General features: G+C 62.3%; 21 protein-coding genes and 1 pseudogene. 6 read left to right on the top strand and 16 right to left on the bottom strand.

Going from position 1 to position 26,114, the window contains the following annotated elements; all coding sequences use genetic code 11:
- Window positions 1-8: 8 nt before the first annotated feature.
- A complete protein-coding gene (locus tag FVP33_RS15060) occupies window positions 9-2,624 on the top strand; it encodes a family 78 glycoside hydrolase catalytic domain (RefSeq protein ID WP_246142358.1) in 2,616 nt (871 codons plus the stop codon).
- Window positions 2,625-2,709: 85 nt separating this feature from the next.
- Complete coding sequence (locus FVP33_RS15055) at window positions 2,710-3,720, top strand: LacI family DNA-binding transcriptional regulator (RefSeq protein WP_147784493.1); 1,011 nt, start codon at window positions 2,710-2,712, stop codon at window positions 3,718-3,720.
- Between the two features lie 75 nt (window positions 3,721-3,795).
- Here the strand turns inward: FVP33_RS15055 and FVP33_RS15050 are convergent, their stop codons facing one another.
- Window positions 3,796-5,187: a GH1 family beta-glucosidase gene (locus FVP33_RS15050; protein ID WP_147784492.1), complete on the bottom strand. Its 1,392-nt coding sequence runs from the start codon at window positions 5,185-5,187 to the stop codon at window positions 3,796-3,798.
- A gap of 202 nt (window positions 5,188-5,389) precedes the next feature.
- Window positions 5,390-8,401 carry an MGH1-like glycoside hydrolase domain-containing protein gene (locus FVP33_RS15045; RefSeq protein WP_147784491.1) on the bottom strand — a complete coding sequence of 1,004 codons (3,012 nt, stop codon included), beginning with the start codon at window positions 8,399-8,401 and terminating at the stop codon, window positions 5,390-5,392.
- A 293-nt stretch (window positions 8,402-8,694) separates the two neighbouring features.
- On the opposite strand from FVP33_RS15045, the pseudogene FVP33_RS20110 reads away from it, so the two are divergent.
- Window positions 8,695-8,949, top strand: a pseudogene (locus tag FVP33_RS20110) (tyrosine-type recombinase/integrase); the annotation flags it as partial.
- A 41-nt stretch (window positions 8,950-8,990) separates the two neighbouring features.
- Window positions 8,991-9,152 carry a hypothetical protein gene (locus FVP33_RS19575; RefSeq protein WP_187270737.1) on the top strand — a complete coding sequence of 54 codons (162 nt, stop codon included), beginning with the start codon at window positions 8,991-8,993 and terminating at the stop codon, window positions 9,150-9,152.
- A 33-nt stretch (window positions 9,153-9,185) separates the two neighbouring features.
- On the opposite strand, the gene FVP33_RS15035 is transcribed toward FVP33_RS19575, so the two are convergent.
- From FVP33_RS15035 to FVP33_RS14990, 10 genes are all read right to left on the bottom strand, one after another.
- Window positions 9,186-10,082: an SDR family NAD(P)-dependent oxidoreductase gene (locus FVP33_RS15035; RefSeq protein WP_147784489.1), complete on the bottom strand. Its 897-nt coding sequence runs from the start codon at window positions 10,080-10,082 to the stop codon at window positions 9,186-9,188.
- Window positions 10,083-10,185: 103 nt separating this feature from the next.
- Window positions 10,186-11,670, bottom strand: a complete 1,485-nt coding sequence (locus FVP33_RS15030; RefSeq protein ID WP_222706741.1) for an aldehyde dehydrogenase family protein — start codon at window positions 11,668-11,670, stop codon at window positions 10,186-10,188.
- Between the two features lie 25 nt (window positions 11,671-11,695).
- Window positions 11,696-12,361 (bottom strand): class II aldolase/adducin family protein, encoded by a 666-nt coding sequence (locus FVP33_RS15025; protein WP_281289402.1) that lies wholly within the window; start codon window positions 12,359-12,361, stop codon window positions 11,696-11,698.
- A gap of 38 nt (window positions 12,362-12,399) precedes the next feature.
- Entirely contained in the window at window positions 12,400-13,329 is a 930-nt protein-coding gene (locus FVP33_RS15020; protein ID WP_147784487.1) for an MBL fold metallo-hydrolase, read from the bottom strand.
- Between the two features lie 4 nt (window positions 13,330-13,333).
- Entirely contained in the window at window positions 13,334-14,530 is a 1,197-nt protein-coding gene (locus FVP33_RS15015; protein WP_147784486.1) for an iron-containing alcohol dehydrogenase family protein, read from the bottom strand.
- Window positions 14,527-15,525 carry an ABC transporter permease gene (locus FVP33_RS15010; protein WP_147784485.1) on the bottom strand — a complete coding sequence of 333 codons (999 nt, stop codon included), beginning with the start codon at window positions 15,523-15,525 and terminating at the stop codon, window positions 14,527-14,529. Before FVP33_RS15010 ends, FVP33_RS15015 begins: the two co-directional genes overlap by 4 nt.
- A 57-nt stretch (window positions 15,526-15,582) precedes the next feature.
- A complete protein-coding gene (locus FVP33_RS15005; protein WP_187270736.1) occupies window positions 15,583-17,157 on the bottom strand; it encodes a sugar ABC transporter ATP-binding protein in 1,575 nt (524 codons plus the stop codon).
- Window positions 17,158-17,225: 68 nt separating this feature from the next.
- Entirely contained in the window at window positions 17,226-18,386 is a 1,161-nt protein-coding gene (locus tag FVP33_RS15000) for a sugar ABC transporter substrate-binding protein (protein ID WP_147784483.1), read from the bottom strand.
- Between the two features lie 75 nt (window positions 18,387-18,461).
- Window positions 18,462-19,295: a fumarylacetoacetate hydrolase family protein gene (locus tag FVP33_RS14995; protein ID WP_147784482.1), complete on the bottom strand. Its 834-nt coding sequence runs from the start codon at window positions 19,293-19,295 to the stop codon at window positions 18,462-18,464.
- Window positions 19,296-19,298: 3 nt separating this feature from the next.
- Window positions 19,299-20,102 carry a VOC family protein gene (locus tag FVP33_RS14990; RefSeq protein WP_246142362.1) on the bottom strand — a complete coding sequence of 268 codons (804 nt, stop codon included), beginning with the start codon at window positions 20,100-20,102 and terminating at the stop codon, window positions 19,299-19,301.
- On the opposite strand from FVP33_RS14990, the gene FVP33_RS20020 reads away from it, so the two are divergent.
- Window positions 20,034-20,180, top strand: coding sequence for a hypothetical protein (locus FVP33_RS20020; protein WP_246142364.1), 147 nt, complete (start codon window positions 20,034-20,036; stop codon window positions 20,178-20,180). The two genes, FVP33_RS14990 and FVP33_RS20020, sit on opposite strands and share 69 nt — an antisense overlap.
- A 41-nt stretch (window positions 20,181-20,221) precedes the next feature.
- On the opposite strand, the gene FVP33_RS14985 is transcribed toward FVP33_RS20020, so the two are convergent.
- The 4 genes from FVP33_RS14985 to FVP33_RS14970 all read right to left on the bottom strand — a co-directional run bounded on the left by FVP33_RS14985 (window position 20,222) and on the right by FVP33_RS14970 (window position 24,818).
- The gene (locus FVP33_RS14985; protein ID WP_222706738.1) at window positions 20,222-21,877 is read right to left on the bottom strand and encodes an FAD-dependent oxidoreductase; all 1,656 of its coding nucleotides are present in this window, start codon (window positions 21,875-21,877) and stop codon (window positions 20,222-20,224) included.
- Window positions 21,878-22,022: 145 nt separating this feature from the next.
- Complete coding sequence (locus tag FVP33_RS14980; protein WP_222706737.1) at window positions 22,023-22,832, bottom strand: IclR family transcriptional regulator; 810 nt, start codon at window positions 22,830-22,832, stop codon at window positions 22,023-22,025.
- Window positions 22,833-22,878: 46 nt separating this feature from the next.
- Entirely contained in the window at window positions 22,879-23,841 is a 963-nt protein-coding gene (locus FVP33_RS14975) for an amidohydrolase family protein (protein ID WP_147784480.1), read from the bottom strand.
- 26 nt (window positions 23,842-23,867) lie between these two features.
- The gene (locus FVP33_RS14970; RefSeq protein WP_147784479.1) at window positions 23,868-24,818 is read right to left on the bottom strand and encodes an MBL fold metallo-hydrolase; all 951 of its coding nucleotides are present in this window, start codon (window positions 24,816-24,818) and stop codon (window positions 23,868-23,870) included.
- A 177-nt stretch (window positions 24,819-24,995) separates the two neighbouring features.
- Between FVP33_RS14970 and FVP33_RS14965 the strand changes: the two genes are divergently transcribed.
- Window positions 24,996-26,102 (top strand): NAD(P)-dependent alcohol dehydrogenase, encoded by a 1,107-nt coding sequence (locus FVP33_RS14965; RefSeq protein WP_222706736.1) that lies wholly within the window; start codon window positions 24,996-24,998, stop codon window positions 26,100-26,102.
- Window positions 26,103-26,114 lie beyond the last annotated feature (12 nt).

The following is a 26,114-nucleotide window of genomic DNA, read 5'->3' as shown; positions in this document are numbered from 1 at the left end:
CGGCGAAATTGATCAAGGACTCCGCGCCGAGCGCGGTGCATGTCGGCGTGCGTATCGATGCGCCGATCCGGTTCGAGCTATCCAGCCCATCGATACCAGGGAGCGCGGGCGACGCACCGGTCACGTTCGTTGGCGTCTCATCGCCGCGTCTCACCTGGCGGATCAGTGCGGCTCCCCCAGGATGGCATCAGCTCGGCAGCGAGGTCGAGGTGAGGTACCCGGACGGCAGCACGCAGATCGCCCGGCTGGACGGTGACGACCAGATTCTTCTGGACTGGCCATTCAGGCCTCTCCAGTCACGCGATCGTGCGGAGCTGAGGGTGCGCGTCTCCGGCCCTGGCGGCTGGAGCCCGTGGAGTCCGCCGGCCGCGGTCGAGGCTTCCCTTCTGCGATCCGACGACTGGGCTGCGAGCTGGATCACACCCGTGACCGGCGCGGACCCAAGCGATCCAGCGCCCATCATCGGTACCGCATTCGAGGTGGACTCCGGCCTCATCCGGGCCCGCCTGCACGTCACCGCGCTCGGCATCGTCACACCTCGCATCAACGGCTACCTGGTGTCGGGCGATCACTTCGTGCCAGGGTGGACCACGTACGACCGCCTCATTCGCTTCCGGAGCTACGACGTGACCACCCTGCTGCACGAGGGTGACAACCAACTCAGCGCGCTGGTCGGCAACGGCTGGTATCGCGGCCGGATCGCCTCGCTGCCCATCCACCGGGGGCGCCCCTACGGTGACCGCCTCGGCCTGCTGGCACAGCTTGAGCTCGAATACGCAGACGGGCGACGTGTCACGATCGGCACTGACGACGAGTGGCGAACGGCACCATCGCGGATCCTCGCCAATGACTTCTACGACGGGCAGACGACTGACCTGCGGATGCCGGCGGCACCATCGCTTGCGGCACCCGTCGAGAGGCTCGACGACGAAACCGGCCGACTCGATCTCGCCGTCGCCCCACCCGTGCGAGAGCTGGAGACCATCGCCCCCGCGACGCTGCAGGATTACGCCGACATCGTCATCGCCGACTTCGGGCGCAATCTCGTCGGCTGGGTGCGGCTGCGCGTCACAGCCCCCGCCGGAACCACGGTCGTGGTGCGGCACGCCGAAGTTCTGGATGACGGAGAACTGTCGGTCCGCCCGTTGCGTTCCGCTGAAGCGACCGATCGGTACGTGCTTGCCGGCGGAGCGAACGAGCTGCTCGAACCGGAACTCACCTATCACGGCTTCCGTTACGCCGAGATCGCCGGACTGCCACCCGGGTCTCTAGTCTCGATCGAAGCCGTGACCATCGGAAGCGACCTGACCAGAACGGCCTGGTTCGAGTGCTCCGATCCGTCGCTGTCACAGCTCCATCAGAACGTGGTCAACAGCATGGTCGGCAATTTCCTCGACGTGCCGACGGACTGCCCCCAGCGCGACGAGCGGCTGGGTTGGAGTGGTGACATCCAGGTGTTCGCGCCAACGGCATCCACCCTCTTCGACGTCTCAGCATTTCTCGGCGGATGGCTGGATACGCTCGCGCTCGACCAGCTGCCGGATGGCACAGTGCCTGCCACCGTTCCGCGGGTGTTTCCCAAAGAATCCGCCCTCGCCGGCTGGGGGGACGCTGCGGTGATCGTCCCATGGGTGCTGTACCAGCGCGATGGAGACGTCGGCATTCTGCGTCGGCAGTACGCCAGCATGGCCGCCTGGGTCGAACGTGTGCGCACGCTCGCCGGCGACGAGCTGCTCTGGCGTGGCGGCGAGCAGCTGGGCGATTGGCTCGATCCACTCGCCCCACCGGACAAACCAGCGGCGGCCCAGGCCGACCCCGATGTCGTTGCGACCGCCTACTTCTTCCACTCGGCAGATCTGCTCGCTCTCAGCGCTGGCGCCCTCGGGATGACCGAGGACGCAGAACACTACGCGACGCTTGCAGCGCGCATCCGGTCCGCTTTCTCTCGCGCGTATGTGCAGGACAATGGGCGCATCACGAGCGATTGCCAGACGGTCTACGCGCTGGCGCTCGCCTGGGACCTGATCGATGACGCCGCCGTTCGATCCCGCGCCGGAGAGCGTCTGGCCGAACTCGTCGAATCACAGGGCTTCACTGTCGCGACCGGATTTCTCGGCACTCCCCTCGTGCTGCATGCCCTCACCATCGCGGGGCGAACCGATCATGCCTACCGGATGCTGACCGCGCGGGCGTTTCCGAGCTGGCTCTACGCCGTGGATCTCGGCGCTACGACGATCTGGGAGCGCTGGGACAGCCTGCTGCCCGACGGCTCCGTGAACCCGGGTGAGATGACGTCGTTCAACCACTACGCCTTCGGGGCCGTGGCGGATTGGATGCACCGCACGATCGGCGGCCTGAGCGCTCTCGCGCCGGCGTGTCGCACGGTGCGAATCGCGCCCGTTCCCGGCGCCGGGCTCGACAGCAGCAGAATCACCTACGACTGCCCGTACGGTCGGATCGAGGTCGGCTGGAGAATTGTCGATGGCCGTTTCGAGCTCGAGGTGACGGTGCCAATCGGCGTTACGGCGACGGTGGAACTGCCGGATGGCACCCACATTGCGAACGTCGAACACGGCCATCACGCGTTCGCCGCGGATGTGCCAGTCGTGCTGGCGACGGCGTGACATCGTGCGGGATTTCGCGGGACTGTCTGACACCTGCTCGCAGGTATACTGCACCCTACCCAATGAATAGTCTGACACCCATCCCATGAGGGCCAACGTAGGCATTCGCGACGTTGCCCAGTCTGCTGGCGTGTCGGTGGGCACCGTCTCAAACGTGCTGAATCATCCCGATCAAGTGAGCTCCAAGACGCTCGCCAGGGTGCAGCAGACCATGCAGGCGCTCGGCTTCGTGCGCAACGACCTGGCCCGCCAGCTTCGCATGGGCAGGGGAACCGCAATCGGTTTTGTCGCCGTCAATATCGCCAACCCATTCTTCGCAGACCTCGCCCACGAACTCGAGGCGGCGGCAGAAGAAGTCGGCCACACCGTCGTGCTCGGCTCGAGCGATCAGAACGCCGCCCGAGAGCAGCGCTACATCGATCTGTTCGATGAGCAGCGTGTGCGTGGGCTGCTCATCGTTCCGCAACATGGTCTCACTCCGAGGCTGAGCCGATTGAGAGCGAGTGGAACCCCTGTGGTGCTGTTCGACGGCAACATCGACTCGGATGAGGTCTGTTCGGTCGGACTCGACGGCGCTGCCGGTGGATACATCGCAGTGCGTCACCTGGTCGAGACCGGTCGGCGGCGGCTGGTCGTCGCCGGTGGACCGCTCTCCCAGATCGGTGACCGCGTCTCCGGCGCAGCGCGCGCCGCGCAGGAGACACCCGGCGTGACGCTCTCCATCATCGAGACACAGGACCTCACGGTTGAAGAAGGCAGGCACGTCGCCGAGCGAATCCTGGCGCTCCGCGAAGAAGACAGGCCGGATGCCGTCTTCGCAGCCAACGATCTGCTCGCGATAGGCCTGATCCAGACCCTGGTCCTCGATCGCACGCTCTCGGTGCCCCGGGACATCGCGATCGTCGGCTACGACGATATCGACTTCGCATCGTCCACTGTGGTGCCGCTCAGCACCATCCGCCAGCCTCGGGAGTCGTTGGCGCGTGCCGCGCTTGAGCTGCTCGAACAGGAGGTGGCTGGAGACGAGAACCATAAGCACGGTCGGCACCTTCTTCAGCCAGAACTGATCGTGCGGGCGAGCAGCATGGTGCAGTGACCACCCGAGATGTAGGCGGCCTCGATGGGGGAGACGGATGCCGAAGCGACATCTGCCGGCGCGGGGTCGGTGATCTCACCGCGCAGGCGAAAAGTCGGCGCTGGCCGATATAGCCCTTTTGTGATCCGCGATGGTTTTCGCGTACCACCCGGCGGACTTCTTCGGCGTTCTCACCTGGGTCTCCGGATCCACGCGCACGAGCCCGTACTTGAAGGTGAACGCGGCTCCCCACTCGTAGTTGTCAAGAAGGCTCCACAGGTAGTAGCCACGCACATCCGCCCCCTCGGCGATCGCCACCGAGATCCAGTGCAGGAATCCCGCGACGTACGTGATTCGCTCTGCGTCGTCGAGGGGATCCGCGGTCGTCGCAGCCGAGGCGTCTGGAACACCGTTCTCGGTGATGAAGATGGGCCCGCTCCAGCCGTAATCGTCACGCACCATCTCGAGCGCCTCGTAGACCGCTCGCGGATAGAACTCCGATCCGCTCTCGAGGAAGTTGCCGCCGGGCTGCGGGTGGCTCTCCGCCCAGGCCCCGGGTTTCTGCTGAGTCGAATCCACTACGACGCGCGAGTACACGTTGAGCCCCAGATAGTCGATGGGAGTCTCGATGAGCTGCTGATCGCCCGGCTCGATGTGAGGGAAGGTGCCGGTGCTCTCGAGACGCTGCCTCAGGCGGTCGCTGTAGCCGCCGCCGCGCAGAGCATCAAGGAAGAATCGGAAGCCATCGTCTTCGCCCTCGTGGGCAAGCGCCCGATCTTCGGCAGACTCGGTGAGCGGCTGCCGCTTCCAGATGTCTAGAACGATTCCGATCTCACTGTCGGCGTTGTTGGCCGCGCGGAACGCCTGCACACTCTTGCCGTGCGCGAGCATCGCGTTGTGCATCGCCTGCCTGCCAAGCTTCTCGTCTCGCAGCCCAGGCGCGAAGGCGCCGAGGGCGTATCCGACCCAGAGCGCAATGGGCTCGTTGAGGGTCGCCCACCGGTGCACACGATCTCCGAAGAGATCGAAGGACTTGGCGGAGTACTCGCCGAACCAGTCCGCGACATCGCGATTTGGCCATCCGCCCCGGTCTTCGAGCACCTGGGGCAGATCCCAGTGATAGAGGGTCACATTCGGTTGGATGTCCGCGGCAAGCAGGTCGTCAATGAGCCGGTTATAGAAATCGACCCCCTTCTGATTCACAGCGCCGACGCCGTCTGGCATGAGCCGTGACCAACTGATCGACAGCCGGTACGTGTCTATGCCCAGGTCTTTCATCAGCGCGATATCTTCCGGATAGCGGTGGTAGTGATCGCAGGCGACATTGCCTGGCACGTCGCCGCGCACATTCCCCGGGGTCTGGCTGAAGGTGTCCCAGATGGAGGGGCTCTTGCCGTCTTCATTCCAGGCTCCCTCGATCTGGAAGGCGCTGGTCGCGACGCCGAATTCGAATGCGGGCGGCAGTTGCAGTGTGATGATCGATCCCATTCTTGTGTCGAGGTTCGACGCCCGTACCCGTGCGTGTGGCTGTCCGACGACTGGGGACTGGCGTCGATGAAGCGGGTTCGTAGCTCTCCGGATGCAGTGCCGGGTTGGCTCCGCGAGGAGGCTGCAGGACCACACGCAACCGGTTCTCCTCCCGGCCGCGAAGCCGGGAGGAGAAACAATTCTGTGCTGGGCCCCGGGCCGGCTATCCGTGCAAGAGCTGGTTGGACTCCAAGCGCACCGACTGTCCGGGCTTGTAGGGCCGTGACACGGATCTTCCGCTTCCCGATATGGTGATCCTGTCGCGAGTCACCATCACTTCGAAATTTTCCCCGTGCCAGTAGATGTTTCGCATCCCCACGTGGCTGAGAGTCGATGGCAGCTTCGGCGTGATCACCAGCGCATCCGGCTCGGCTTCAACACCGACGAAGGCGTAGAGGAAGCTGGCCGGCGCGAGCCCGCTCTCCGGGAACGGAATGTCTGTTCCTACCGAGGTGTTTTTAGTGCCGCTATCGACCGTGCTCTCGCCTCGGAATAGTGGAGTGCCGCCGCACAGGTGGTCTGGATCCTTCCAGCGATCGAGGATGGCGGTCATCCGCGACCACGCATCGTCGGCTCCCCGATAGAGAGAGCGGGCCATGATGTCGAAACCGGAGGTATAGAGGATCGCCCCGCCGTCCTGCACCTGGTTTCCCCACGGAATCGTGACGTTTTCCAGGAAGAACCAGTAGTTGTTTCGACGCGTGGTCGACCGCGGGGCGAAGACCCACTTCGAGTAGATGTCCGCCGGTCCCTCGAAGTATGCACCGAGGGCCGCGACGAACCGCGACCTGGCGTTTGCATCGGGAACTCCGTCAGCGTACGCCAGCGCGCCACCTTCCACGGTCATCGACGACCACCAGGCGAGGGTGCCCGTCACGTTCGAGACCTCCAGGTAGTACACGCCCGGCGCCTGTTTCGGCACGTCGATGTGAGCCACCCCACCATCGCCCCAGTCGGTGTACTGCTGTTCGGCTATCTTCACCGACCCCGCGCTGCCTGGCGCGCCCTTATACAGCGCCATCGTGAACGCGGCTCCGCGCTCACTATAGGTCGCGAACCGCGCCCCCACGCTCACGATGGCCGCGTTGGCCGTGAAACTCATTCCCATCGTGTGACCCGGCTGGAGCTTTGGCGCAAGGCCGCCGCCCTCGAGCAGCACGACGGTGTTCTGAAGCTCGGTGTGGCCATGGTCGAGCCAGTCGAAGATACGGTCGGCCTGGGCGGCTGAGGGCAGCCCAAAGGATGCCGCTTCCAGATTGACATAGGTCGATCCGTAGTCGTGACTCACGCCATCCGCGTCCACGGTTTGCACGTACCTACCGGCTTCATCGTTCCAGAACAGTTGGTTGTAACGTTTCAGAACCGTCGGACGCAGCGCTCGCAGCTGCTTCGCCTGCTGCATGTTCCGCACGTGTTCCTCGAGCTGGGCCATGGCCTCGAGAGCACCGTAGAAATAGGCGTTGAGAAACGCGTCAAGGTGACCGAATGAGGTGATGTCCCAGTAGTTCGAGCTGACCGCGCCGTCTCGCCCGCTGTGGTCAGGCGACGCGATTGTGACGATCCCGCTGCTGCCACCGAGCGAGTCCAGATAGAAACTCATCGCTTTTCTCAGTCGCGGAAGCATCGTGGTGAGGAAGGCGGAGTCGCCAGACCACGAGTAGTAACGCCACGCCGCGAGGATGTACATCGCGTTCGAGGTGAAGTGCCTCGCGTCGTAGAGTTTCGGGTCGGGAAACGGCCAGCCCGGGGAATTCGACCAGGCCCACACGTAGCCGTCATCATCCTGCTTGGTATTCAGCAGGCTGTCCGCCTGCGCCTGCCTGCCCGCCGTGCCGGTCCAGTCCAGCGTGCGGCCGTTCCAGTCGGCCCAGGCCATCGCGTGCCCGTCGAATCTGAAACTCAGTGCGCGTTCCCAGTAGAAGGTCGAGAGCTGCGTCGCCCTGACCTGATCCGATGCGAGGAAGACCGGGAAGATCTCTGGCAGGGCATCCGTATGGGGCTGGACATCGATGGCGATCGTCCGCGTGATCACCGGTGCTGCGACAGTGGTGCCGGTGTTCAACGACAGGGACAAAGAATCGTTCGTCATGGTGCCGTTGAGGATTGGCTGTGGTGCCGTGATCCGAAGGTCGTACGGCCCCGTGCCGGTCGCCGCCACCCACCGCGCCCCCGACACCGTATTGGTCCAGGAAGTGCGCCGTTTCAGTTGCTGGGAGGGGAGGTAATCTCCGGCGTCCCCGACGAAACGGCTGAACAACACGCCATCCGCATAGTCGACCGAGTATCCGTCTTTGACCCACGAGGTGTTCAACGTCATGCCGAAGTCCGGTCGCGGATCGCCCTGCCAGTGCATTTCGTAGGAGGCGCTCAGCTTCGGCCCGTCGAGTTCCAGTTCCCAGGATGCGACGCCATCGACGGTGTAGCCGACAATGTCGATCGTCATGCTGCGTCCCGGCAGCGACTGGCGATTGGCATAGGCCGCCCCTCCCACGTCGACGGTCGGGGTGCCGCTAAAACCCCACCAGCCCGGAGTTCCCGTACCACCGGACGCCTCGAGGTAATAGACGCCCGCTGGTTGCGGCGGCACATCGACATAGCCCCACCCGTTGTCCTTGACCGGGTTCAGCGTAGTGCTGCCGACCTCGGTGAGCCCGATGGCGGGCGTTCCCGAATACAGCGTCAGTTTCAGGGAAGTGGTGGAGCTGTTCCAGGTCGGAAACTGGCCGCCGACCCGCGAAATACCGGCGGTCTTCGCAGTGAAAGCCTGGCCGAGGCTCTGGCCGGCGTTGAGCTGTATGGGTGCATTGAGTTGCCCTTGCCGCAGGTTGGCCGGTGCGGGAATCTGGATCCCGGTCAGACTGAGCCTCGTGGCGGTCGACGTCCAGGTGACGCCCCCGTTGTATCCCGAATCGAAGTAGTCCGCTTTGCCGAGAAGCACCGAACTGAATGCGGTCGGTTGGTAATTTCCGGTTCCGGCCGGATCGAAGGCCAACTCAGTGAGCTTCCCGTATGCGCCCGAGAGGCTGATGAAGCCGTTCTTCAGACGGTACGTCGAGGCTTCCGTTGCCGAGGCGGCCTGGCTGGCCTGTGTGGTCAGGGCGCTTGCCGCTGCCACCAAACCGGCGCCCTGGAGGAATGACCGCCTGGTGGGGGTGAAACGACTACTGATGCTCATCAAAGGTCTCCGATTGCTAGATCGTGGTCTAGAAGGAATGTCACAAGGTGCGGTGCTCTACCGGTGCCGCAACTCTGACGGCACCGGCAGAAGAGAAATGAATCGTTTCAGAAATGCTATGCACCGGAGTGAATGCTGTCAAGCGATTTTTCACAGGGGGATCCCTGCCGGCATCCAGGGTCTCGGCAGCGAAGTCGAACGGGAGCCCGTCTCCGGTCGCGGTGAGATGTCGTCGACTGCTGCGGGTCGGCCCCGTCAGAACGGGCGACTACCTTCGCCGCGCCACGCGCGGAGCCCGCTCCTGGTTCAAGACTGCTCTGGTCGCTGCGGGCCTTGAACCGATGACCCTGCATGACCCTCGCCACACGGCGGCAAGCCTCGCCATCAGCTCCGGCGCGAACGTCAAAGCAGCCCAGCGAATGCTCGGTCACGCGTCTGCCGCCATGACTCTGGACGTCTACGCGCCCTGTAATCCGGGGTTTTGGGGGCTCAAAGCACCGCGGAGGGCCGGGGATTCGAACCCAACCCTGAGCCCTCGACTGCAATGAACCTCCCCGTAAATGAGGGGATCCAGCTGCACCGTGACCTCATGACCGCCACCGTTCTGCTCGGGGCAAGTCGATCAGGCGCGCTTCTCTATGCGCACTCGACAGTCGTCGTCGACTCCCAGCATCCGCACACCGTGCGAGTTGACCTCGACACCTCCGTGCGCTCCACTACCGAGTCAGAGTCACAGCGAAAACGGATGTGAGAGGACGGCGCGCGCACAAGGTGAACTTGTCCGCTACTTTGACTTCTCGACCTTCAGCAGGTCTCCAAGCCCGAGCCGGGTCAGAAAATTGGCCCGGACTTGGTCGGCAACGTCGGACACCTCTTGGGATCCGTCGTCTAGTGGGTCCACGTGGGTTCGAAACGGTCGTTCCCCGCGCGGGAGCGCGACGATCCTCGCAATCTCGTCCGCGACCATGGACGCGCTGGCATCCGCCGGGGTCGCTGCCCTCAGTTTCGCTGCGATCTCAACGGCCAGTCCGGCGTACCTGGTGTCGTAGTCTGCTACGACCGCGAGGTCGGCGGGCTCGCCGGCAGTGGCAAAGTGATTGGTGCCCGAGGTGAACGCGCCAGGAACAACGATGGTGGTTTCGATTCCGAAGCGCACCAACTCGGCGGCGTAACTCACGGCGAGGGCGTCCATGGCCGCCTTAGCCGCGAAATACGGCGCTAGGTAGGGCGGGGTGCCGCCTCTCGTGCTGGTGCTGCCCACCCACACCACAAGCCCATGTCCTTGCGCTCGCAGATGAGGCAGCGTTGCTCTGTTGAGCCTCTGGGTGCTGAGCACGTTCGAGTCATACACCGCGGCGAGCTGATCGGGCGTGAACGCTTCAGCAGGGCCGGTCACCATATGACCGGCGTTGTGGATGACCACGTCCAAACGGCCGGTCTCGGCAAGGATGGATGTGATACCCGCATCCACCGAAGCCTGGTCGCTGACGTCCAATTCGACGGTACGCAAGTTGACCTTGTGTGCCTTGGCGAACTCCCGCGCTTCACCTACGCGCGCCAAGTTGCGGCCTTCGGACTCGCGAATGCCGGCGTAGACGATGTGGCCTGCGAGTGCGAGCGCACGTGCAGCGAGGGCACCGAATCCTGAACCGGCTCCACTGATGACGATTACTTTGCTCATATTCCGAACTCTGTTTCTTCCATTCGCAATGCGGGATAAGTCGCAGGGACTGTCGGTGGGACCCGACGGGACGAGTGGCTTGGCCTCCCGCCACCGGCCGAGGTCACGCCTCGGACGACTCGAAGTTCACGTGCACGTTTTTCGACTGTGTATAGGACAGGAGCTCGTCGATTCCTTCCTCGCGTCCAAGCCCGCTGTCCTTGACTCCGCCGAAGCTCGTCCCGTGAACATGCTTGGATACCTCATTCACCCAGACATACCCCGCTTCGACATCTCGAGCAAAGCGGTGGGCAGTTCGGAGGCTTTCGGTGAATACGCTCGCCGTGAGTCCGTAACGCACACCGTTCGCGATTGCCAATGCGTCGTCATAGCCGGTGAAGGGCATCGCCGCGAGAACCGGCCCAAAGATCTCCTCTTGAGCCAGTCGCGACTGGGGATCGACATCCGCGAAGAGCGTGGGACGAACAAAGAATCCGTTCGCGAAGTCGCCGTCTGTCAGCACGTTCCCCCCGGTGACCAATCGCGACCCTTCCTTGTGAGCGATTTCGATATACGAGCGCACCTTGTCGTATTGAAGCGAGTTGACTATCGACCCGGTCTCAGTCGATTCGTCAACTGGGGAGCCGGACTTCATGCCCTCGATGCTTCCTGCCAACGACTCGATGAATTCGCTGTAAATGTCACGGTGGACAAGCAGTCGGCTGGTCGACCCGCAGGACTGCCCCTGCCAGGTGAAATTCATGCCGCGCTTTGCCGCAAGAACAGCCCGGTCAAGGTCCGCGTCGGGAAAGACCACGAGCGGATTCTTCCCCCCAAGTTCCAACGTGACGTTCTTGACCGCGACTGACGCTGCAGCTGCCTGAATCGCTCGGCCCGTGTCCGCCGATCCGATGAACGCGAGTCGTCGGATTTCGGGATGCCTGACAATCGCGTCTCCGGCGACCCTGCCCTCACCCGTGATGATGCTGAGCAGGCCGTCCGGAACTATGCCGCGCGCGAGCTCACCCAGCCTCAACGCCGAGCGGCTGGTGTGCTCGCTCGGCTTGACAATGACCGCGTTTCCTGCCGCCAAGGGGGCGGCGATTTTTGAAGCCGCGAACATGAATGGGTGGTTGAAGGGGATGATTCGGGCAACCACGCCGTACGGCTGCAGCAAAGTGAAATTCAGCCGGTCGAAGCTGGTTGGCACCGTCTCGCCCCGAACATGTAGAACGAGTCCGGCGTAATAGCGCAGGGCATCCACGGCCATGCCGGCATCGCGACGCATCTCGCGGATCGGACTTCCATTGTCGATCACATCCAACAGCGCGAGCTCTTCGGCATGTCGCTCGATGATTTCCGCGAGGCGACTGAGCACCTTGCCACGATCTTCCGGGGTCGTCCGCTTCCACTCTCGACTTGCCGCGATGCCAGCGGCAACCGCCGAATCCACATCGTCCGCTGTCGCGTTGGGGAACCGCGCCGTCACCTCACCTGTCGCCGGGTTGAAGCTGTCGAGGGTCGCGCCGTCGGAGGCGAACGCCTCCCGTCCGCCAACCCACATTGGGATGGTGGGTTGGGTCGCGTTGGTTCCGGGTCTGCTGGTCATTCGGGTAACTCCTCGTTTGGATGGGTCAATCGCCAGGTAGGGTGCGCACTAAGTAGTCCCAGAGCGCGTCGAGGTGAGCGGGAGGCCAGACTGTTGCCCTCTTCTCTCGGGCGGCCTCGGGCCCTGGTGAGATTAGAGGGGCGCCCGCCTGAAGAGCGATGAGCTGTTGCTGGCAGGCCTTTTCCAGCAGGACTGCGCGCACCACGGCGTCCTTCAAGGAAGCGCCACTCGTAACAATCCCGTGATTGACCATGAACATGGCGTTTTCAGATCCGAGCGCTTCGGCCAGGGACGAGCCGAGCTCTGTCGTCAGGATCAGGTTCGACGTCTGGTCGAAGCGAGGCACATCGGGCGGGTAGAAGAGGGTGCCCGCATGAGCGAGAGGGAGCAGTCGATGGCCGGCCGCCGCGAGGGCGATCGCGTACGGGGGATGCGAGTGGACAACGGAGTTGACGTCTTGCCGTGCCGCCATGATGGCTGAGTGGATTGGCCACTCAGAGTGTCGCGGTCTGTCACCGACGATGACCTCTCCATCACCAGCGATCAGGATTACGTCGTCCTCCTCTACTTCTTCGAATCCGAGTCCGGCCGGCTTCATCCACATTCCGCGTCCGGCCCGATCACGCACTGTGACATGCCCCCAGATGTAGTCATCGTGGCCATTGGCTTTCAGCACGCGGCATGCCTGCACGACTAGCTGCCGCGTCTCCGAGTCTCTCGACGGCGATGTCACGGCGCGTCGTCCGGCAGGGATCGGGGAAGATCCGACGGGATCCAGGTGAATCCGCTGAGATCACGGCGCAAGTGGCCGTGTCCGGGGAATGGGAAGTGATAGCCGAAGACCGCGTGTCGCTGCGAATCGACGAAGTCGTACATCCGGATGCGTTGATCGGTCGCCCGTGCACCGTCGTGGTCGAAAACGAAGTTCCATTCTGGATGCTCGAGCAGCAGGACGTGATGATGGCACAGGTCGCCCCAACAGACCATGGTGTCGTCCCCGCTGGAAATCTCGAAGACCATGTGGCCGGGACTATGGCCGGGGGTCGCGATTGCACGGATGCCCGGGGCGATCGCTTCTCCTCCATTCAGCAAGATGAGATCGCCTTCGTATGCGGTGAGGTTCTTCTGCGCGCCGACGATCTGGTCACGCTGGTGCTCGGTTGGCTGTTCGGCCACACGCGACAGGTCAGTCCACCAGTCGTAGTCTGCTCGGCCAACTGCGATTTTCGCGTTTGGGTACAGGCGTGAGCCATCGGCTGCGGCTAATCCCCACGCGTGGTCGGGATGTGCGTGAGTGAGGGCCACCACGTCGATGTCTTCTGGCTCGATCCCCGCCAGACGAAGGTTCGGGATCGTCTTTCCCGTTTGGTCGCCGAAGGTCTTGCGCCCAAGCTCCGGATCGGCCCCGACTCCAGAATCGAACATGACGACCGTGTCGCCCGCTTCGACTACCAGGATGTTTTGGTTCAGGTACACGGCGTCGGTTGGAAGGTAGTGCCGCCTCAGCAATTCATCAACCTGCGAAGGCGCCGCGTTCGGGAAGCTGTCTCTCGCCGCGCCCAGTTGGATAACCCCATCAGAAACGACGGTGCAGAGCAGCTCTCCGTGCGTGAAACGCGTGAATCCCGGAGGTAGATCTGCCCGAAGATGTGCGGTCATGGTGTTACCCCTTGAGCCGATCGACGACGGCACCTGCGTTTCGGAGAATGGATCGAAGCTCGTCATCGGTCGCCTCTCGCAAGTTGTTCTTTCTGAACGGGTGTCCGGTGCTGGCGGCGATCATCGCTTCGCTCTCTTCGGGTCCGACCGCTCCACCGCTGAAAGTCGCGGTGAACCCGATCCGGGCATACAGGGAGTCCAGCTGGCTCACGAGCACTCGGGCGGCCGCCGTCGTCACTTCCGCGTTGAAAAGGGCAACATGAGGAAGGAGAATCCCGTTTTGCAGCCCGTGCGCAATGTGCACAGACGGCGCAGTCGACAACGCGTGCACCAGTGCAAGGCCGCTGTTACCGCAAGCCATATTCGCCGCACAGCTCGCCTCGAGCAACAGTTGCAAAGTGGCGTCGTTTTCGCCGCTCGCGTTTCGCCCGGAAGCGACACCTTCGACCGCGACCGGAAGCGCATCGATGATCGTCTGGGCGGCGCGCAGCGCCAACGATTCGGTGAAGAGTGTTTGGCGCCGCGTCCAGGTGGATTCGATGCAGTGCGACAAGGCGTCAAGTGAGGCGAACACCAGGGGAGCCCACGGAAGATTGCGGAGCACTGTGCCGTCAAGGATGGCCACGCGCGGCTCACAGCCGGGAGAGCGCACGACGAGTTCTTCCGCGCGCCCCTCCTCATGCAGCACCAGCACAGTGGACACTTCGCTTCCGCTGCCCGCAGTCGTCGGGACTGCGACGGTCGGTGCCGGCATGTTTGGCACTCGCCCCACCCCCTCGTACTCATCGATCCTTCTGGGATTCGTCAACCGGATGGCAACCGCTTTCGCTGCACCCAACGCACTTCCGCCACCAACTGCAAGCACCACATCGGCGCGAGCGAGGCGCGCTTGCTCAGACGCGAGCTCGACAGTGTGGACGTCGGGGTTCGGACCGACGAGACAGCGAGCCACAATCAACCCGTCGGGTATGCGCGCCAGGATCTTTTCCAGAAGTCCGACGTCGGAGACGCCCTGGTCAGCCACGACAACGATGCGTTCGGCCGAGAGCTTGACCAACTCGGTGGGCAAAGCACCGAGAGCCCCGAGACCGGACACGACGCGAGTCGCGACGACGAATTCCCTATTCATTGGTGATGCTGCCTTCTTTGGTCGAGATTGGTGCACTGTCGCGCCGATGGGGTCGATGACGTTGCCGGTCATCGTCGGAGCAGTCGAGAGCGCGCGATCGTCGAGATCGTGACGGCGATGATCAGAGCTGCCCCGTAGAACACGTTGCTGACCCAGCTTGAATAGCCAAGGAGCTGAAGGCCCACGATGCCGGTCACCAAGAAGTAGATCGTGATCAGAGTTCCGATCGGATTGAAGGTTCCGGGGCGGACCACAGCCGTGCCGAGGAAGGTTGCGGCGAGGGCAGGGAGGAGATACGAACCTGAGGTGCTGGAATCGAAGCCGCCCACGCTCGCTGCGAGCAGAACTCCCGCCACAGCAGAACTTAGGCCGGAAAAGACGTAGGCGCCGTAACGGATTCGCTGCACGGGAATCCCGCTCAGCCTGGCCACTTCGCGGTTCGCGCCGACGAAGGTCATGTGGCGTCCGAGGGGCGTAAACGCAAGGACCAGGGCAAAAATGATTGCCACTATCAACCCGTAGTAGAAGGCGAGCGGGAGGCCGAGAATGTTGTACACGGCCAGGTTGGCGAGGCCGAAGCTCAACCCGGTGACCGCCACGAGGTTGGAGATAGCCTGAGCGACGCCCAAGAGCAGCACGCTCATCCCCAATGTGGTCACGATCGGATCGATTCCCAGTCGCACGATGACGAAGCCATTCACGGCGCCGGCCGCCGCGCCCACCACAAGAGCGATGATCACGGCGAGCCATTCGGGCACTCCCTGGTTCACCACGAGAACTGCGAGAACGGTGGCTGACAGTCCCATCATTGAGGCAATCGAGAGATCGAATTCGCCAACCACGAAAATGCAGACCGCGGCCATCCCGAGGAAGACCAGGGTTGACTGGGACCCGAATATCGTTTGGAATGTGCCGAATGTGAGAAAAGTCTGGGGCGCGAGCGCCGCGAAGATCGCTGACATTGCTATCCAGACGACGACGATGCCGTAGCGGGACGTGATTCGTCGGCGCAAGCTCCTGGCTGCAGACTGCTCTGGGGGGCGAGAAGCGCTAAGTGTGGTGCTCATTGATCAATCCTTCCGAACGGGGGCAGGGGGGCGAGGCGAGTGTCCAAGAGGCACGTGTCATCCGATGGCTTCCTGGACCTGCTCGGGCGTGAATGGCCTCGTCAGCTCCCGGGAATTCTGTCCGTCTTGAAGCACGATGATTCGATCGCAGATCAGGGACAGGTCCTCCGCCTCGATCGAACTCACGAGGACGGGTACCCCTTCCGCGGCGATCGCGCTGATGGCGCGGAGTATGTCCGCTCGCGCCCCCACGTCAACGGCCTGAGTCGGCTCGTGAAGGACGAAGAATCGAGGTTTCTGAAGAAGCCATTTGGCCAACAGCAGCTTCTGTTGGTTACCGCCACTGAAGGATGCAGCGAGCTGATCGGGGTCGGGAGGCGAAATGTTCAACATTGCGCAAGCAGCAGAAAACTCCTCCTTCTGCCATGCGGCACGAAGGATTCCATGACGGGACTTGTCGCGCACGCGAGGCAACGAAACGTTGCTGATCGCGGTCTCGCCGAGTGCGAGACCCTGGCCCGCCCGGTCAGTAGGCACTAGAACGACGCCATCGGCCAGAGACTGGCTGACTCTGAGTTCAGCCAGGTCCCGAATCGCGGTGTGGATTTCGATCGACCCCGCCGCTGTGGACGAGTGAGCCCCCGTTATGACGTACGGCAGTTCCTCGTGCCCTGCTTCTGTCGCTCCTATTACGCCGACTACCTCCCCCGCATGCACATCGATGTCGACCCCGCGAAGCACTTCTCCAGTCACTCCACGGAGCCTGACCGCGGGCTCTCGGGCGCCAAATGGCTCGGCATCAGGAATCGCCATCTTCTCGACCCGGTTGAAGGCGATCAACTGGCGGCCGAGTATCTCCTTCGACAGTTGCGCTTCCGACATGCCGTGGGTAGCGACGCCGGCCGCAGTTACGCGGCCATCGCGAAGGATTGTCACCCGGTCCGCGAGGGTGAGGACCTCATCCAATCGATGGCTGACAAGAACAATTGACGTGCCCTGCCGAGCCAGTTGCCTGATCGTGCCGTAGAACTCAGGAAGCACCTCTCGAGACAGCGATTGGGTCGATTCGTCAAGAACCACACATCCTGATCCGGGCACGATCACTTGTAGCGCTCGCGCTATTGCCACGGTCGCTCGCTGGCCAACGTGCAAGAGGTCGACAAGTCGGTCGGGATCGATATCGGACTGCATGCGTTCGAGGGTCAGTCGTGCCTGCTCACGCTCGTATGACCAGTCGATGAAACGGCCAAATCGCCGTCCGGACAATGTCCCTAACCGGATATTCTCCGTCACCGAGTGTCCAGGAATCAGTCCGAGACTCTGATGGATGATGGTGACGCCTTGACTCATGACGCCGACCGGTGTGATCGGTTGTACCACGTCGGTCCCGTCGACCCGAATCACGGCATCCTCACCATCGGGTCGGTACAGCCCCGAGAGGATCTTGATGAGAGTGGACTTGCCACTGCCGTTTTGACCCAAGAGACCATGGATCTCCCCGGGGAGCACCTCGATGCCGGCATCCGTCAAGACGGCGTTACGGCCAAACGTCTTGTTGATGCCCGACATCATCAGCCGCGACCGGAACAATGCCGGGTCGACGCTGGTGTCAGCGTGTGTGGATATTGTCATGCGTTGCGCCTCCAGTGCACAATCCATCGGCTGGTGAGGGTGCTCCCCAGGAAGGGGCGGGTAGTGGACTATCCAACCGACCAGAGTGACTTGTACATCGCGCGGAAGTCATCGTCAGATGTCCACTTCCCGCTCTGCCAGCCCGCCTGGGTCAGATCGAACTTTCCGATGTTGGCGCTTGTGAAAGTGCGGATCGGCGTGCGGTAGGCGCCGACGTCTGGGGTCTTTCCAAGCATCAGTCGGAGCATGATGTCAACTTCGTTCCACCCGAGAGCAGCGAGACTGTAGCCCGTGTCTGCGAAAGCTCCGCCATCACGCACGCGCTGGAGCCCATCGAGCTGGCCAAGCATCGTGACGACCTTTATCGATGAGCTCTTGTTCAACTGGCGAATCGCCTGGACTACTGGCGCTGAGAACGAATCGAATTCGGGGAACACGTAGTTGATCTTGGGGTTTTTCACCAGCGCCGCGCTTACCTGTGCTGACAGGTTTGACACGGTTGTGCTGCCCACCTCCACTGTGTCGATCCCGCAGCCCGCACAAGTGTCTTGAAGGTACTTCTTCATCCCGACGTCGAACGCATGCGTGGTGACACTACTGTCCGTCACCTTGATCATCAGGACGTTCGCCTTTCCGCCAGAGTCCTTGATGATCAGATCGTCGTTGATCTTCGCCTGATCGACGAAGTTCGACGGGAACGAGGCCGCAAGCTTCTCCCAGCCCGCCGGGACAGAGGAGTCTTTCGCGTTTACGAACTCGAGTGGGATGCCCGCCGCGATCGCGGAAGCGTACGCCTGCTGTGCGAATTCCGGCGGGATGGAAGGACTGATAATTCCCCCGGCCTTGGCCGCGATCGCCTGGTTCACGCACTTGGCAACCGTTGCGGGATTTGCCTCACCATCACAGAGCTGGAGTTTGATTCCCGCGGCGGCGAGAGCCTCAGTTGCCGCTGCCTGTTCGACTGTGAACACGGAGGCTTGGGTAGTGATGGGAATCCAATACACGGTCTTTCCCTTGAGGGAGTTCACGTCGATCGTGGGTCCCGGCTTGGGCACAGATGAGAACGCCTTGATTTGCACGATGTCGCCGGCGGTCGACGCGGCGTGGCCTTGCGGCGATCCCGGCGAGGAGCATGCCGCGAGAAGTGCGACCGTCGCTGTCACGACGGCAGCGGCGATCACCACTCGATGGGCCTTCTTCTGTCTTTCTGGGTTCACTGTGATGTTCATGTTGCTGATTTCTCCTTCGCTTCATTGCGGCTATGCGGATTTTCAGGTGGTGCGTTGTGGTGCGCGGATTGAGGGCTAAAGTGACGCCTGTTCCGCTCGGACGCCAGATGTAAGCGCGCCGACTCCGTCTATCTCGACCGTGATCGAATCCCCAGGGCGAAGAAACACTTGCGGATCTCGCCTGAATCCGACTCCGCCCGGTGTGCCGGTCAGAATGATGTCGCCGGGCGAGAGTGCCGTGAAATCAGAAATCACGGCGATGAGTCGAGGAATCGAAAAAATTAGATGCGAGAGGTCGGAATCCTGCACCACTCGCCCATTCAAGGTGGTCCGGATCACCGCGTTCGCCATGTCGACAGTGCTCGCCACTCGAATGAACGGCCCAACAGGCGTGGACGAGTCCCACGCCTTTCCCTGCAGCCATTGGTGGGTTTTGTACTGGTAGTCACGCATCGTCACGTCGTTGGCAACTGAATACCCGAGGACGTGGTTCAGTGCATCGTCCTCCGAGATTCTGCGGCCGGGGCGCCCGATCACAACGGCGAGTTCGCCTTCGTAGTCGACCTGTTCCGATTCCGGAGGCAGGATGATGGCGTCATCGGGGCCGATCAGGCTGGAAGCGAATTTGGCAAACAGCACGGGATAGGCAGGGAGGTCCCGCTTCGCCTCTTCAACGTGGTCCAGATAGTTGAGACCGACACAGATGATCTTCCTGGGATTAGGCACCACCGGCCTTAGCGTCACTGACTCGAGGGAGATGGCGTCACTCGGCAACCGACGAGCGTTCGCGAGATCATCGGTGCTGGTCTTGGCGGAGATCTCGGTGAGTTCGGCGAGAGGAACGAGAAGGCCGTCTCGCACTTCTGCCACACCGGGCTCACCGCGGTGAAAATAGCTGGCGTAGTACACGTCTCAGGCCGTTCCACCGACACGACGCCACGAGGGGGTCTGCCCACCCCAGAGATTCACGGTCTTTGGTAGTGGCTCCCACCGCCGCGGCACATAGGTCACTCGATCGTCGTAGAACTTTTCCATCTCCGCAGACAACTCGACGTGGTTCCCAGCGGGGTCGTCGAAGAACACGAAGAGGTTGTTTCCCGGTCCGTGGCGACCAGGACCCCAAGCCACATCGACGTCGTATTCGGTGAGTTTGTCGCACCACGACTTGAAGTCCTCCCACTCGGCCAGGTCGTATGAGTAGTGATCGACGTTGCCGGCCTCGCCGACGTTGACGATGGCCAGAGTGTGGTGATCCTTGTCGCTGCGCAGCCAGGCGAAACGCCCATCGTCGAGCTGGTCGGAGATCTGGAATCCGACAATGTCAGTGAAGAACGCCGCGAGGGGCGTGACATCGGTCGTGCCGAGTGTGATGTGCTGGTATTTCACCGGACGACGCCCGGGGGTAGCGGCTCCCTCGCCCTGTCGCCAAACGGGCGAGTGAAACTGCACGGTGTTTCCGTCGGGATCTACGACGCTGATGCCGTGTGCATGCCCGATCGAGCTGTCAATGAGATCGACATCGACGCTCGAGACTGTGTAGCCGGCGGCCTGCAGCCGATCTCTGATTGCCGCAACGCCGTCGAAGTCGCGTACCTCGAACGCGTAGTGGTCGAGCGCACGTGCACCTTCGAGCAAGTCGAGTACGTGATGGCCGACCCCCCATCCGAGACGCAGACCGCCATTCGCCAGAGGTTCGTGCACGACAAGTCCGAGAATCCGCCCATAAAATTCCGCCGTCGCGGCGACGTCGGGTACTCGAAGGGCCAGGTGCGACACGGCGGTATGCCGGAGTGATCCCACCGCGTCTTTCTGGGCAAGGACAATTCGTTCCGCTTTCATCTTTCAACTCCTGCTCTGGTGGTGACGGTGGACTCTGGTTCGACGAGGCGTGCCGCGACCGCCGAGTGGGGAAACCACTCGCGCGTCTGCCGGAGAATCCGTTCGGTTTCGGTGGGACGCCAGACTGCCGCGATGATGTGGTCTGGACGAATCAGTACAAAATGTCCGACGAAGGACTCGAATTCACGGTTGAGGCTTCCATCGAGGTCGACGAGCACACGGGCCCGACCGGTCAACCGCGGGAACGAATCGCTAGTAGGAATGTGAATGGCGCGAGCGTGTGCGCGATCGCGAAGTTGCGCCACCAGCACCCAATCCTCGGGATCGACGTCGACGCCCACAATCGACCACCCCCCTGCGACCACCTCGTCGAACATCCGCGGTCGGTGCGATTCGGCATCGAACACGCGCGGCTGAGAGATGCCCTTGCCGATACGCGGTTGGCTGTTCGAATGAACGATGAGCCCCTTCTCGAACCGAATGGTGGGGCGGTAGCGCATCTCTTCCAGATAGGTGCGACCCGCCGGCGTCGCGAGTGCGGTGCGAATCGTTGAATCACGCCAGCCGGCCAGGCGTGGCGACGTTGTCATCACGACCCGGCCGAGTCGTTCCGAGAGTCGGATTGTTGCCTGCGCGTGAGGCTTTCGCTCGTCTTGATAGCTGTCGAGTGCGATCTCGGAGAGCCGTCCCTTGACCGCCGCGGCCAGTTTCCAACACAGGTTGGTGACGTCACGGATTCCTGAGTTAAGCCCCTGCCCAGCGAAGGGCGGCATCATGTGGGCCGCATCTCCCGCAAGGAACGCCCGTCCGCTTTTCCATGAATCGGCATTCAGCGCGTTGAATCGGTAATTCACTGCGCGCTCGATTTGTTCGGGACGCAAGTCACGATAGGGGGCAAGCAGAGTGCGCATCAGTTCGAAGCCCGGATCTTGCCCCGCCGTTCCTTCGCCATCGAAGAGAAGGAATTCGTATCGGCATCGTCCGTCGAGCCCGGGCACGATGACGTGCGGACGAGCCGGCTCGCCGTGGTGCATGCCGTAGCGCTCTTGGTGCTCGTCTTCGAGAGTGTCGATCACGAGCCAGGTTTCGGGGTGGCTCTTGCCCGTCATCGTGATCCCGAGACTCTCGCGAATGGTGGAACGTCCGCCGTCTGCGCCGATGAGGTATCTACTGCGAAGGGACCGCACACCACCGCTCGTTTCGACCTCGATAGAGACCCCGGCGATGTCCTGGTCCAGCTCGAAGACGGTCGACCCGTAGCGAAGGTCAATTCCCGGCTGCTCAAGAATCACGTCGCGCAGCACGCGCTCCAGGTCTGGTTGCGCAAATGGGTTCTTGAACGGATGCCCCAGTCGATATGGAACCGGGCCTCGAGCATGGAAGAGGACCTCGCCGTCGACGCCGTAATACATGGTCCCGGTGCCGGGCACGATAATCGACAACACTCGATCCACGACACCGGCGGCCTGATAGGTCCGCAGCGATTCGTCGTCCAGGCTGATCGCCTTCGGGGCAGAACTCGGTGTTTCCTGCTGCTCAAGAATGACAACTGAAAGCCCGAGCTTGGCGAGCAATATCGCTGCGGTCATGCCGACCGGACCAGCGCCCACGACAATGACATCGCCGTCATATTGTTTCGCTTCGTTGTCCACATCGACACCATTCCTGCGGACCTCTGTGTCCGCTGTAGAGCAGCATATCCTATTTGTGAGGACTTTGATCCTGTTAAACAGGACAAGAATTTGGGCAAAAAGAATCGCCCGACCTCGAGGAGCGTCGGGCGATTCAGATGCCCCGCTACTGAGCGGTGAGTGCAACCATTTCGGAGATCCTCCGCGATGCGTCCATGACAGCGTCGACAAGCTGCTTCACCTGGGATGCCGGTACTCGGCGACTCATTGCCACAATGCTGACGCCTGCGACGACGCGATCCTGATCGTCCCGCACAGGCGCAGCGATTCCCACTGCGTCCGGATCGAGTTCGCCATAGGAGATTGCGTATCCGTCTCTCCTTATGCCGGCGAGGCGAGCCTCTACCGCGGATTCAGACGTTACGGAGGCATCTGTGAATCGTGGAAGTTCTCCTGCGCGCAGCAGCGCACGAACAACAGCAGGATCCTCCCAAGCCAAGAGCACCCAGGCCGAGGCGCCTGCGTTGAGAGTCATGACGCTTCCGCGCTCGTACGACACGCGCATACCCTGGCCGGATGGCTCTTCCTTCTCAAGACAGACTGCGCGGGCCCCAGAACGCCGCGTCAAGAGAGCGGTCTCCCCTGTGCTGCGGCTCAACTCCTCAAGAACAGGGAGCGCGACCGTCGACAGACCGTAGGAGGTCCTGGCCAAGCGAGCCAACTCAAACACCTTCAAGCCCAACCTGAATCCCCCGCCGGGATCCTCCTCTACGTAGCCGGCAGCGCCAAGCGTGACGAGATAGCGATAGGCCGTGGAGCGCGCAACGCCCAATTCCGCCGCCACGTCGGCGGCGGAAACCCGCAAGCGCTCAGTTGTGAACAGACCGAGGATGTCGAGGGCGCGGTCGGCAGTACTGTTTCTCTCCCGGTACGCGCTGGGCTTGTCGGGCAACTTCGGAACGGTCGTCTCAGCCACGCCGTCCAGTTTAGGGCGGCTCATCCCCGGACTAGCCATCAGGAGCTCACGCGAGGACGCCCAGCCGCGGGAACAAGGCGAGGGCGTTATCGACAAAGAACGATTGCCGCATGTCATCGTCGATTGACGTTGTCGATTCAAGCCGCTCCGCGAGGCCAACGGCCGCGTCGGCAGGAGTGAATGGATAGTCGCTGCCGTAATGAATCCGGGTCGGGTCGGCTACCGACAGCAGCGCAGTCAGTAACTCGTCCACGGGTGCACCGGCCAGGTCGAAGTGCAATCGAGCAAGCGCACTTCGAATGCTCGGGGGCGTCGCGCCGCCGGCGGGAGTGAGCAGCGGGAGAAGCAACTCGATGCGGTTCGCAAGCACCGGGAGTGCAGCTCCAGCGTGCGGCACGATGACGCGGGCACCCGGATGACGCTGGAGCATCCCTGAGAGCACCAAGTTCGTCACCGACCGGGTCGTGTCAAACATGAATTCAAGCATCGGCCTCGGGTAGCCCAGCGCCAACTCTCCCGCGCCATGGGGGGAGGTGGGGTGTATGAAAATCACGGTCTCTCGAGCGGATGCTTCAGCGAATATCGGTTCGAGCCGCTCGTCACCGAGGTACATGCCGTGGTGATTCGTCTCGATGGTGATGCCATCAGCACCCAGATCGTCGAGTGCGAACCTCATTTCCGACAGCGAAGCATCCACATCCGGGAGCGGTACGCTCGCGAAGAATCCGAAGCGTTCGGGGTGCTGCTCGCGCAGGCGCATCGCATCCTCGTTCACCAGGCGGGCGAGTTCAGCGGCCTTGGCGTCGTCACCAAAGTGGACGCCGGGCGAGGAGATGGACAATAGCGAAGTGGCGACTCCGAGGCGGTCCATTGCGGCAAGTGCCAATTCCGGTGACCACTCGGGGATTGCCTTGATCCCGTCCGGGTGGTCGTGGCCCGCCGCAGCCAGGGCATGCCGATAGTGCTCGGGTACGAAATGAGCGTGTACATCAATGCGCGTGTTTGTCATGATCTCCTCCTCGAAGTCGCCGGCGCTCAGGCGCCGACCTGTGCTTTCGTCTCGACGGGCAATTCCCGTTCGAGTTCGCTCGGCAACCATGCGTAGCCCGTTCCGTCTTTCTTGAGGTGCCCAAGACCAGGGAAGGGGAAGTGATAGGCAAGCACGGCGTATCGATTGCGCTCGACGATGTCGTAGACACGCCAGCGCTGTGCGGTCGCGGCGGGCTGCTCATAGTCGAACTGGAAACCCCAGTCGGGCCGCTGGAGCAGCAGTACCTGGTGATGGCATAGGTCGCCCCAACACACCATGGTCTCGCCGTCGCTCTCGATGAGGTAGACGACATGCCCCGGACTGTGACCCGGGGTAGCCAGGACCGTGATGCCGGGGACGATCTCGTCCCCGTCGGCCGCCCACTGGATCCTCCCCTGTTCGGCGTAGGGCATGAGATTCTTGTGCGCCCCGCGGAAGTGGTCTTTCATGTGTTCGTTGGGTGCGGTCTCGACCCGCGAAAGGTCCGTCCAGTAGTCGAAGTCTTCTCGGCTGACCACGATCGTCGCGTTCGGATAAACAGGAACGCCATCGGCGTCGACAAGCCCCCACACGTGGTCAGGATGCGTGTGGGTGATGGCGACGATGTCGATGTCAGCGGGATCGATGCCCGCGGCGCGAAGATTCAAGAGAGCCTGGCCGGTCTTCGGGCCGAAGAACCCTCGACCCAAGGCCGGGTCCACTCCTACCCCGGAATCGAACTGCACGAGCTTGTCACCGGTGTTGATAACGAGGATGTTCTCGTTCAGCCGCACGTTCTCGGTAGGAAGATAGTTTGTGGTGAGAAGCTCGTCGATTTCGGCCGGGCTTGCGGTGGGAAAGTTCACTCGCGCCGGACCCATTTCCAGCACCCCGTCGCTCACCACCGTGCATTCGAATCGGCCATGACGAAACCGCGCGTACGGTACTGGACGCTCGGTGGGAGGGGTGGCGTTCATATTTGTCTCCATTGACCACGTAGTTCAAATCCAGCCGGGAATACAGCCAGACCATTTCACTGCAAACTCATTGTATCTCCATTATGCAGGAAGACATACCTGTAATTCAGGACATGCATTCGGTATAGTGACGGGAATGAGCGCGCGATGATGCACTCTCGACGAAGGGACCTGCCAGTGCCTACTGCGGCGATCGTATGGAAAGAGGGCGATTCTTTTTCGCTCGAGGAGATTTACCTCGATGAGCTTCGCTCCGATGAAGTTCGCGTTCATCTCGTCGCGACCGGCGTGTGCCATACCGACCTGAGTGCCGCAAATGGCAGTACCCCCTTCCCGCTTCCTGGTGTTCTAGGTCACGAAGGCGCCGGAATCGTGGAAGCCGTCGGCACGAGTGTGACCCGCACGAAGGTGGGCGACCGTGTTCTCCTCAGTTTCACCTCTTGCGGCCGCTGCGCCGGATGCCGAAACGGCCACCCTGCGCTCTGCGACTCACACCTCATCCTCAATCTGTTCGGCGGACGGCGCGCGGACGGTACGACGACGCTCAGACATTCGTCAGGCGAGTTGAACGCGCACTTCTTCGGCCAGTCCTCATTCTCCGAGACTGCCGTCGTCGACGAGCGATCCATAGTCGTGTTGCCAAGCGACACGACGAACGATGAGCTCATCATTTTTGCGCCGCTCGGCTGTGGGTTTCAAACCGGCGCCGGCGCTGTGCTCAATGTCCTGCGACCAGAGCCGGGCTCGACGATTGCGGTGACCGGTGCAGGGGCTGTGGGCTTGGCCGCTGCAATGGCCGCGCGCATGACCCCGGCGAGTCGAGTTATCGTGATCGACCGCGTGCAATCCAGGCTCGAACTCGCGAAGCAACTCGGCGCAAGCGACGTCATCGACACGTCCGACAATGACCTGACCTCCAGCCTTCTCGACATCACCGACGGGCGCGGAGTGGATTACGTCGTAGAGACGACCGGTAACGTGGGCGTGCTCGAGGCATCCGTCCTCTCATTGGCGGTCGGCGGCACTTGCGCGCTTATTGGTGCGCCGCGCGCGGGGTCGACGGCGGCCTTCGACGTCAACCGGATGCTCCCTGGGCGTGTCATTCGCGGCATCACGCTTGGTGACAGCGAGCCACAAACCTTCATACCGGTGTTGATAGATGCCTACCGTCGTGGCTTGTTCCCGATCGATCGCCTTGAGCGCGTCTACCCGTTCGCTGACATCAATGCCGCCGCCGCAGATGCCGCCGCCGGTGTCACCATCAAGCCCGTACTTGTTTTCTAGCCCTTCAAGATT

The organism is Lacisediminihabitans profunda (assembly GCF_008040105.1).
Taxonomy (GTDB): domain Bacteria; phylum Actinomycetota; class Actinomycetes; order Actinomycetales; family Microbacteriaceae; genus Lacisediminihabitans; species Lacisediminihabitans profunda.
Note: the sequence above shows the minus strand (reverse complement) of the source record. Positions and strands in the feature narration are given on the sequence as shown.

Excerpts from the sequence above, each read along its gene's own strand:
- FVP33_RS15055 (WP_147784493.1), top strand. The coding sequence starts at position 2,710 with ATGAGGGCCAACGTAGGCATTCGCGACGTTGCCCAGTCTGCTGGCGTG.
- FVP33_RS15050 (WP_147784492.1), bottom strand. The coding sequence starts at position 5,187 with ATGGGATCGATCATCACACTGCAACTGCCGCCCGCATTCGAATTCGGC.
- FVP33_RS15045 (WP_147784491.1), bottom strand. The coding sequence starts at position 8,401 with ATGAGCATCAGTAGTCGTTTCACCCCCACCAGGCGGTCATTCCTCCAG.
- FVP33_RS19575 (WP_187270737.1), top strand. The coding sequence starts at position 8,991 with ATGACCGCCACCGTTCTGCTCGGGGCAAGTCGATCAGGCGCGCTTCTC.
- FVP33_RS15035 (WP_147784489.1), bottom strand. The coding sequence starts at position 10,082 with ATGAGCAAAGTAATCGTCATCAGTGGAGCCGGTTCAGGATTCGGTGCC.
- FVP33_RS15030 (WP_222706741.1), bottom strand. The coding sequence starts at position 11,670 with ATGACCAGCAGACCCGGAACCAACGCGACCCAACCCACCATCCCAATG.
- FVP33_RS15020 (WP_147784487.1), bottom strand. The coding sequence starts at position 13,329 with ATGACCGCACATCTTCGGGCAGATCTACCTCCGGGATTCACGCGTTTC.
- FVP33_RS15015 (WP_147784486.1), bottom strand. The coding sequence starts at position 14,530 with ATGACCGGCAACGTCATCGACCCCATCGGCGCGACAGTGCACCAATCT.
- FVP33_RS15010 (WP_147784485.1), bottom strand. The coding sequence starts at position 15,525 with ATGAGCACCACACTTAGCGCTTCTCGCCCCCCAGAGCAGTCTGCAGCC.
- FVP33_RS15005 (WP_187270736.1), bottom strand. The coding sequence starts at position 17,157 with ATGACAATATCCACACACGCTGACACCAGCGTCGACCCGGCATTGTTC.
- FVP33_RS15000 (WP_147784483.1), bottom strand. The coding sequence starts at position 18,386 with ATGAACATCACAGTGAACCCAGAAAGACAGAAGAAGGCCCATCGAGTG.
- FVP33_RS20020 (WP_246142364.1), top strand. The coding sequence starts at position 20,034 with ATGGCCGACCCCCCATCCGAGACGCAGACCGCCATTCGCCAGAGGTTC.
- FVP33_RS14975 (WP_147784480.1), bottom strand. The coding sequence starts at position 23,841 with ATGACAAACACGCGCATTGATGTACACGCTCATTTCGTACCCGAGCAC.
- FVP33_RS14970 (WP_147784479.1), bottom strand. The coding sequence starts at position 24,818 with ATGAACGCCACCCCTCCCACCGAGCGTCCAGTACCGTACGCGCGGTTT.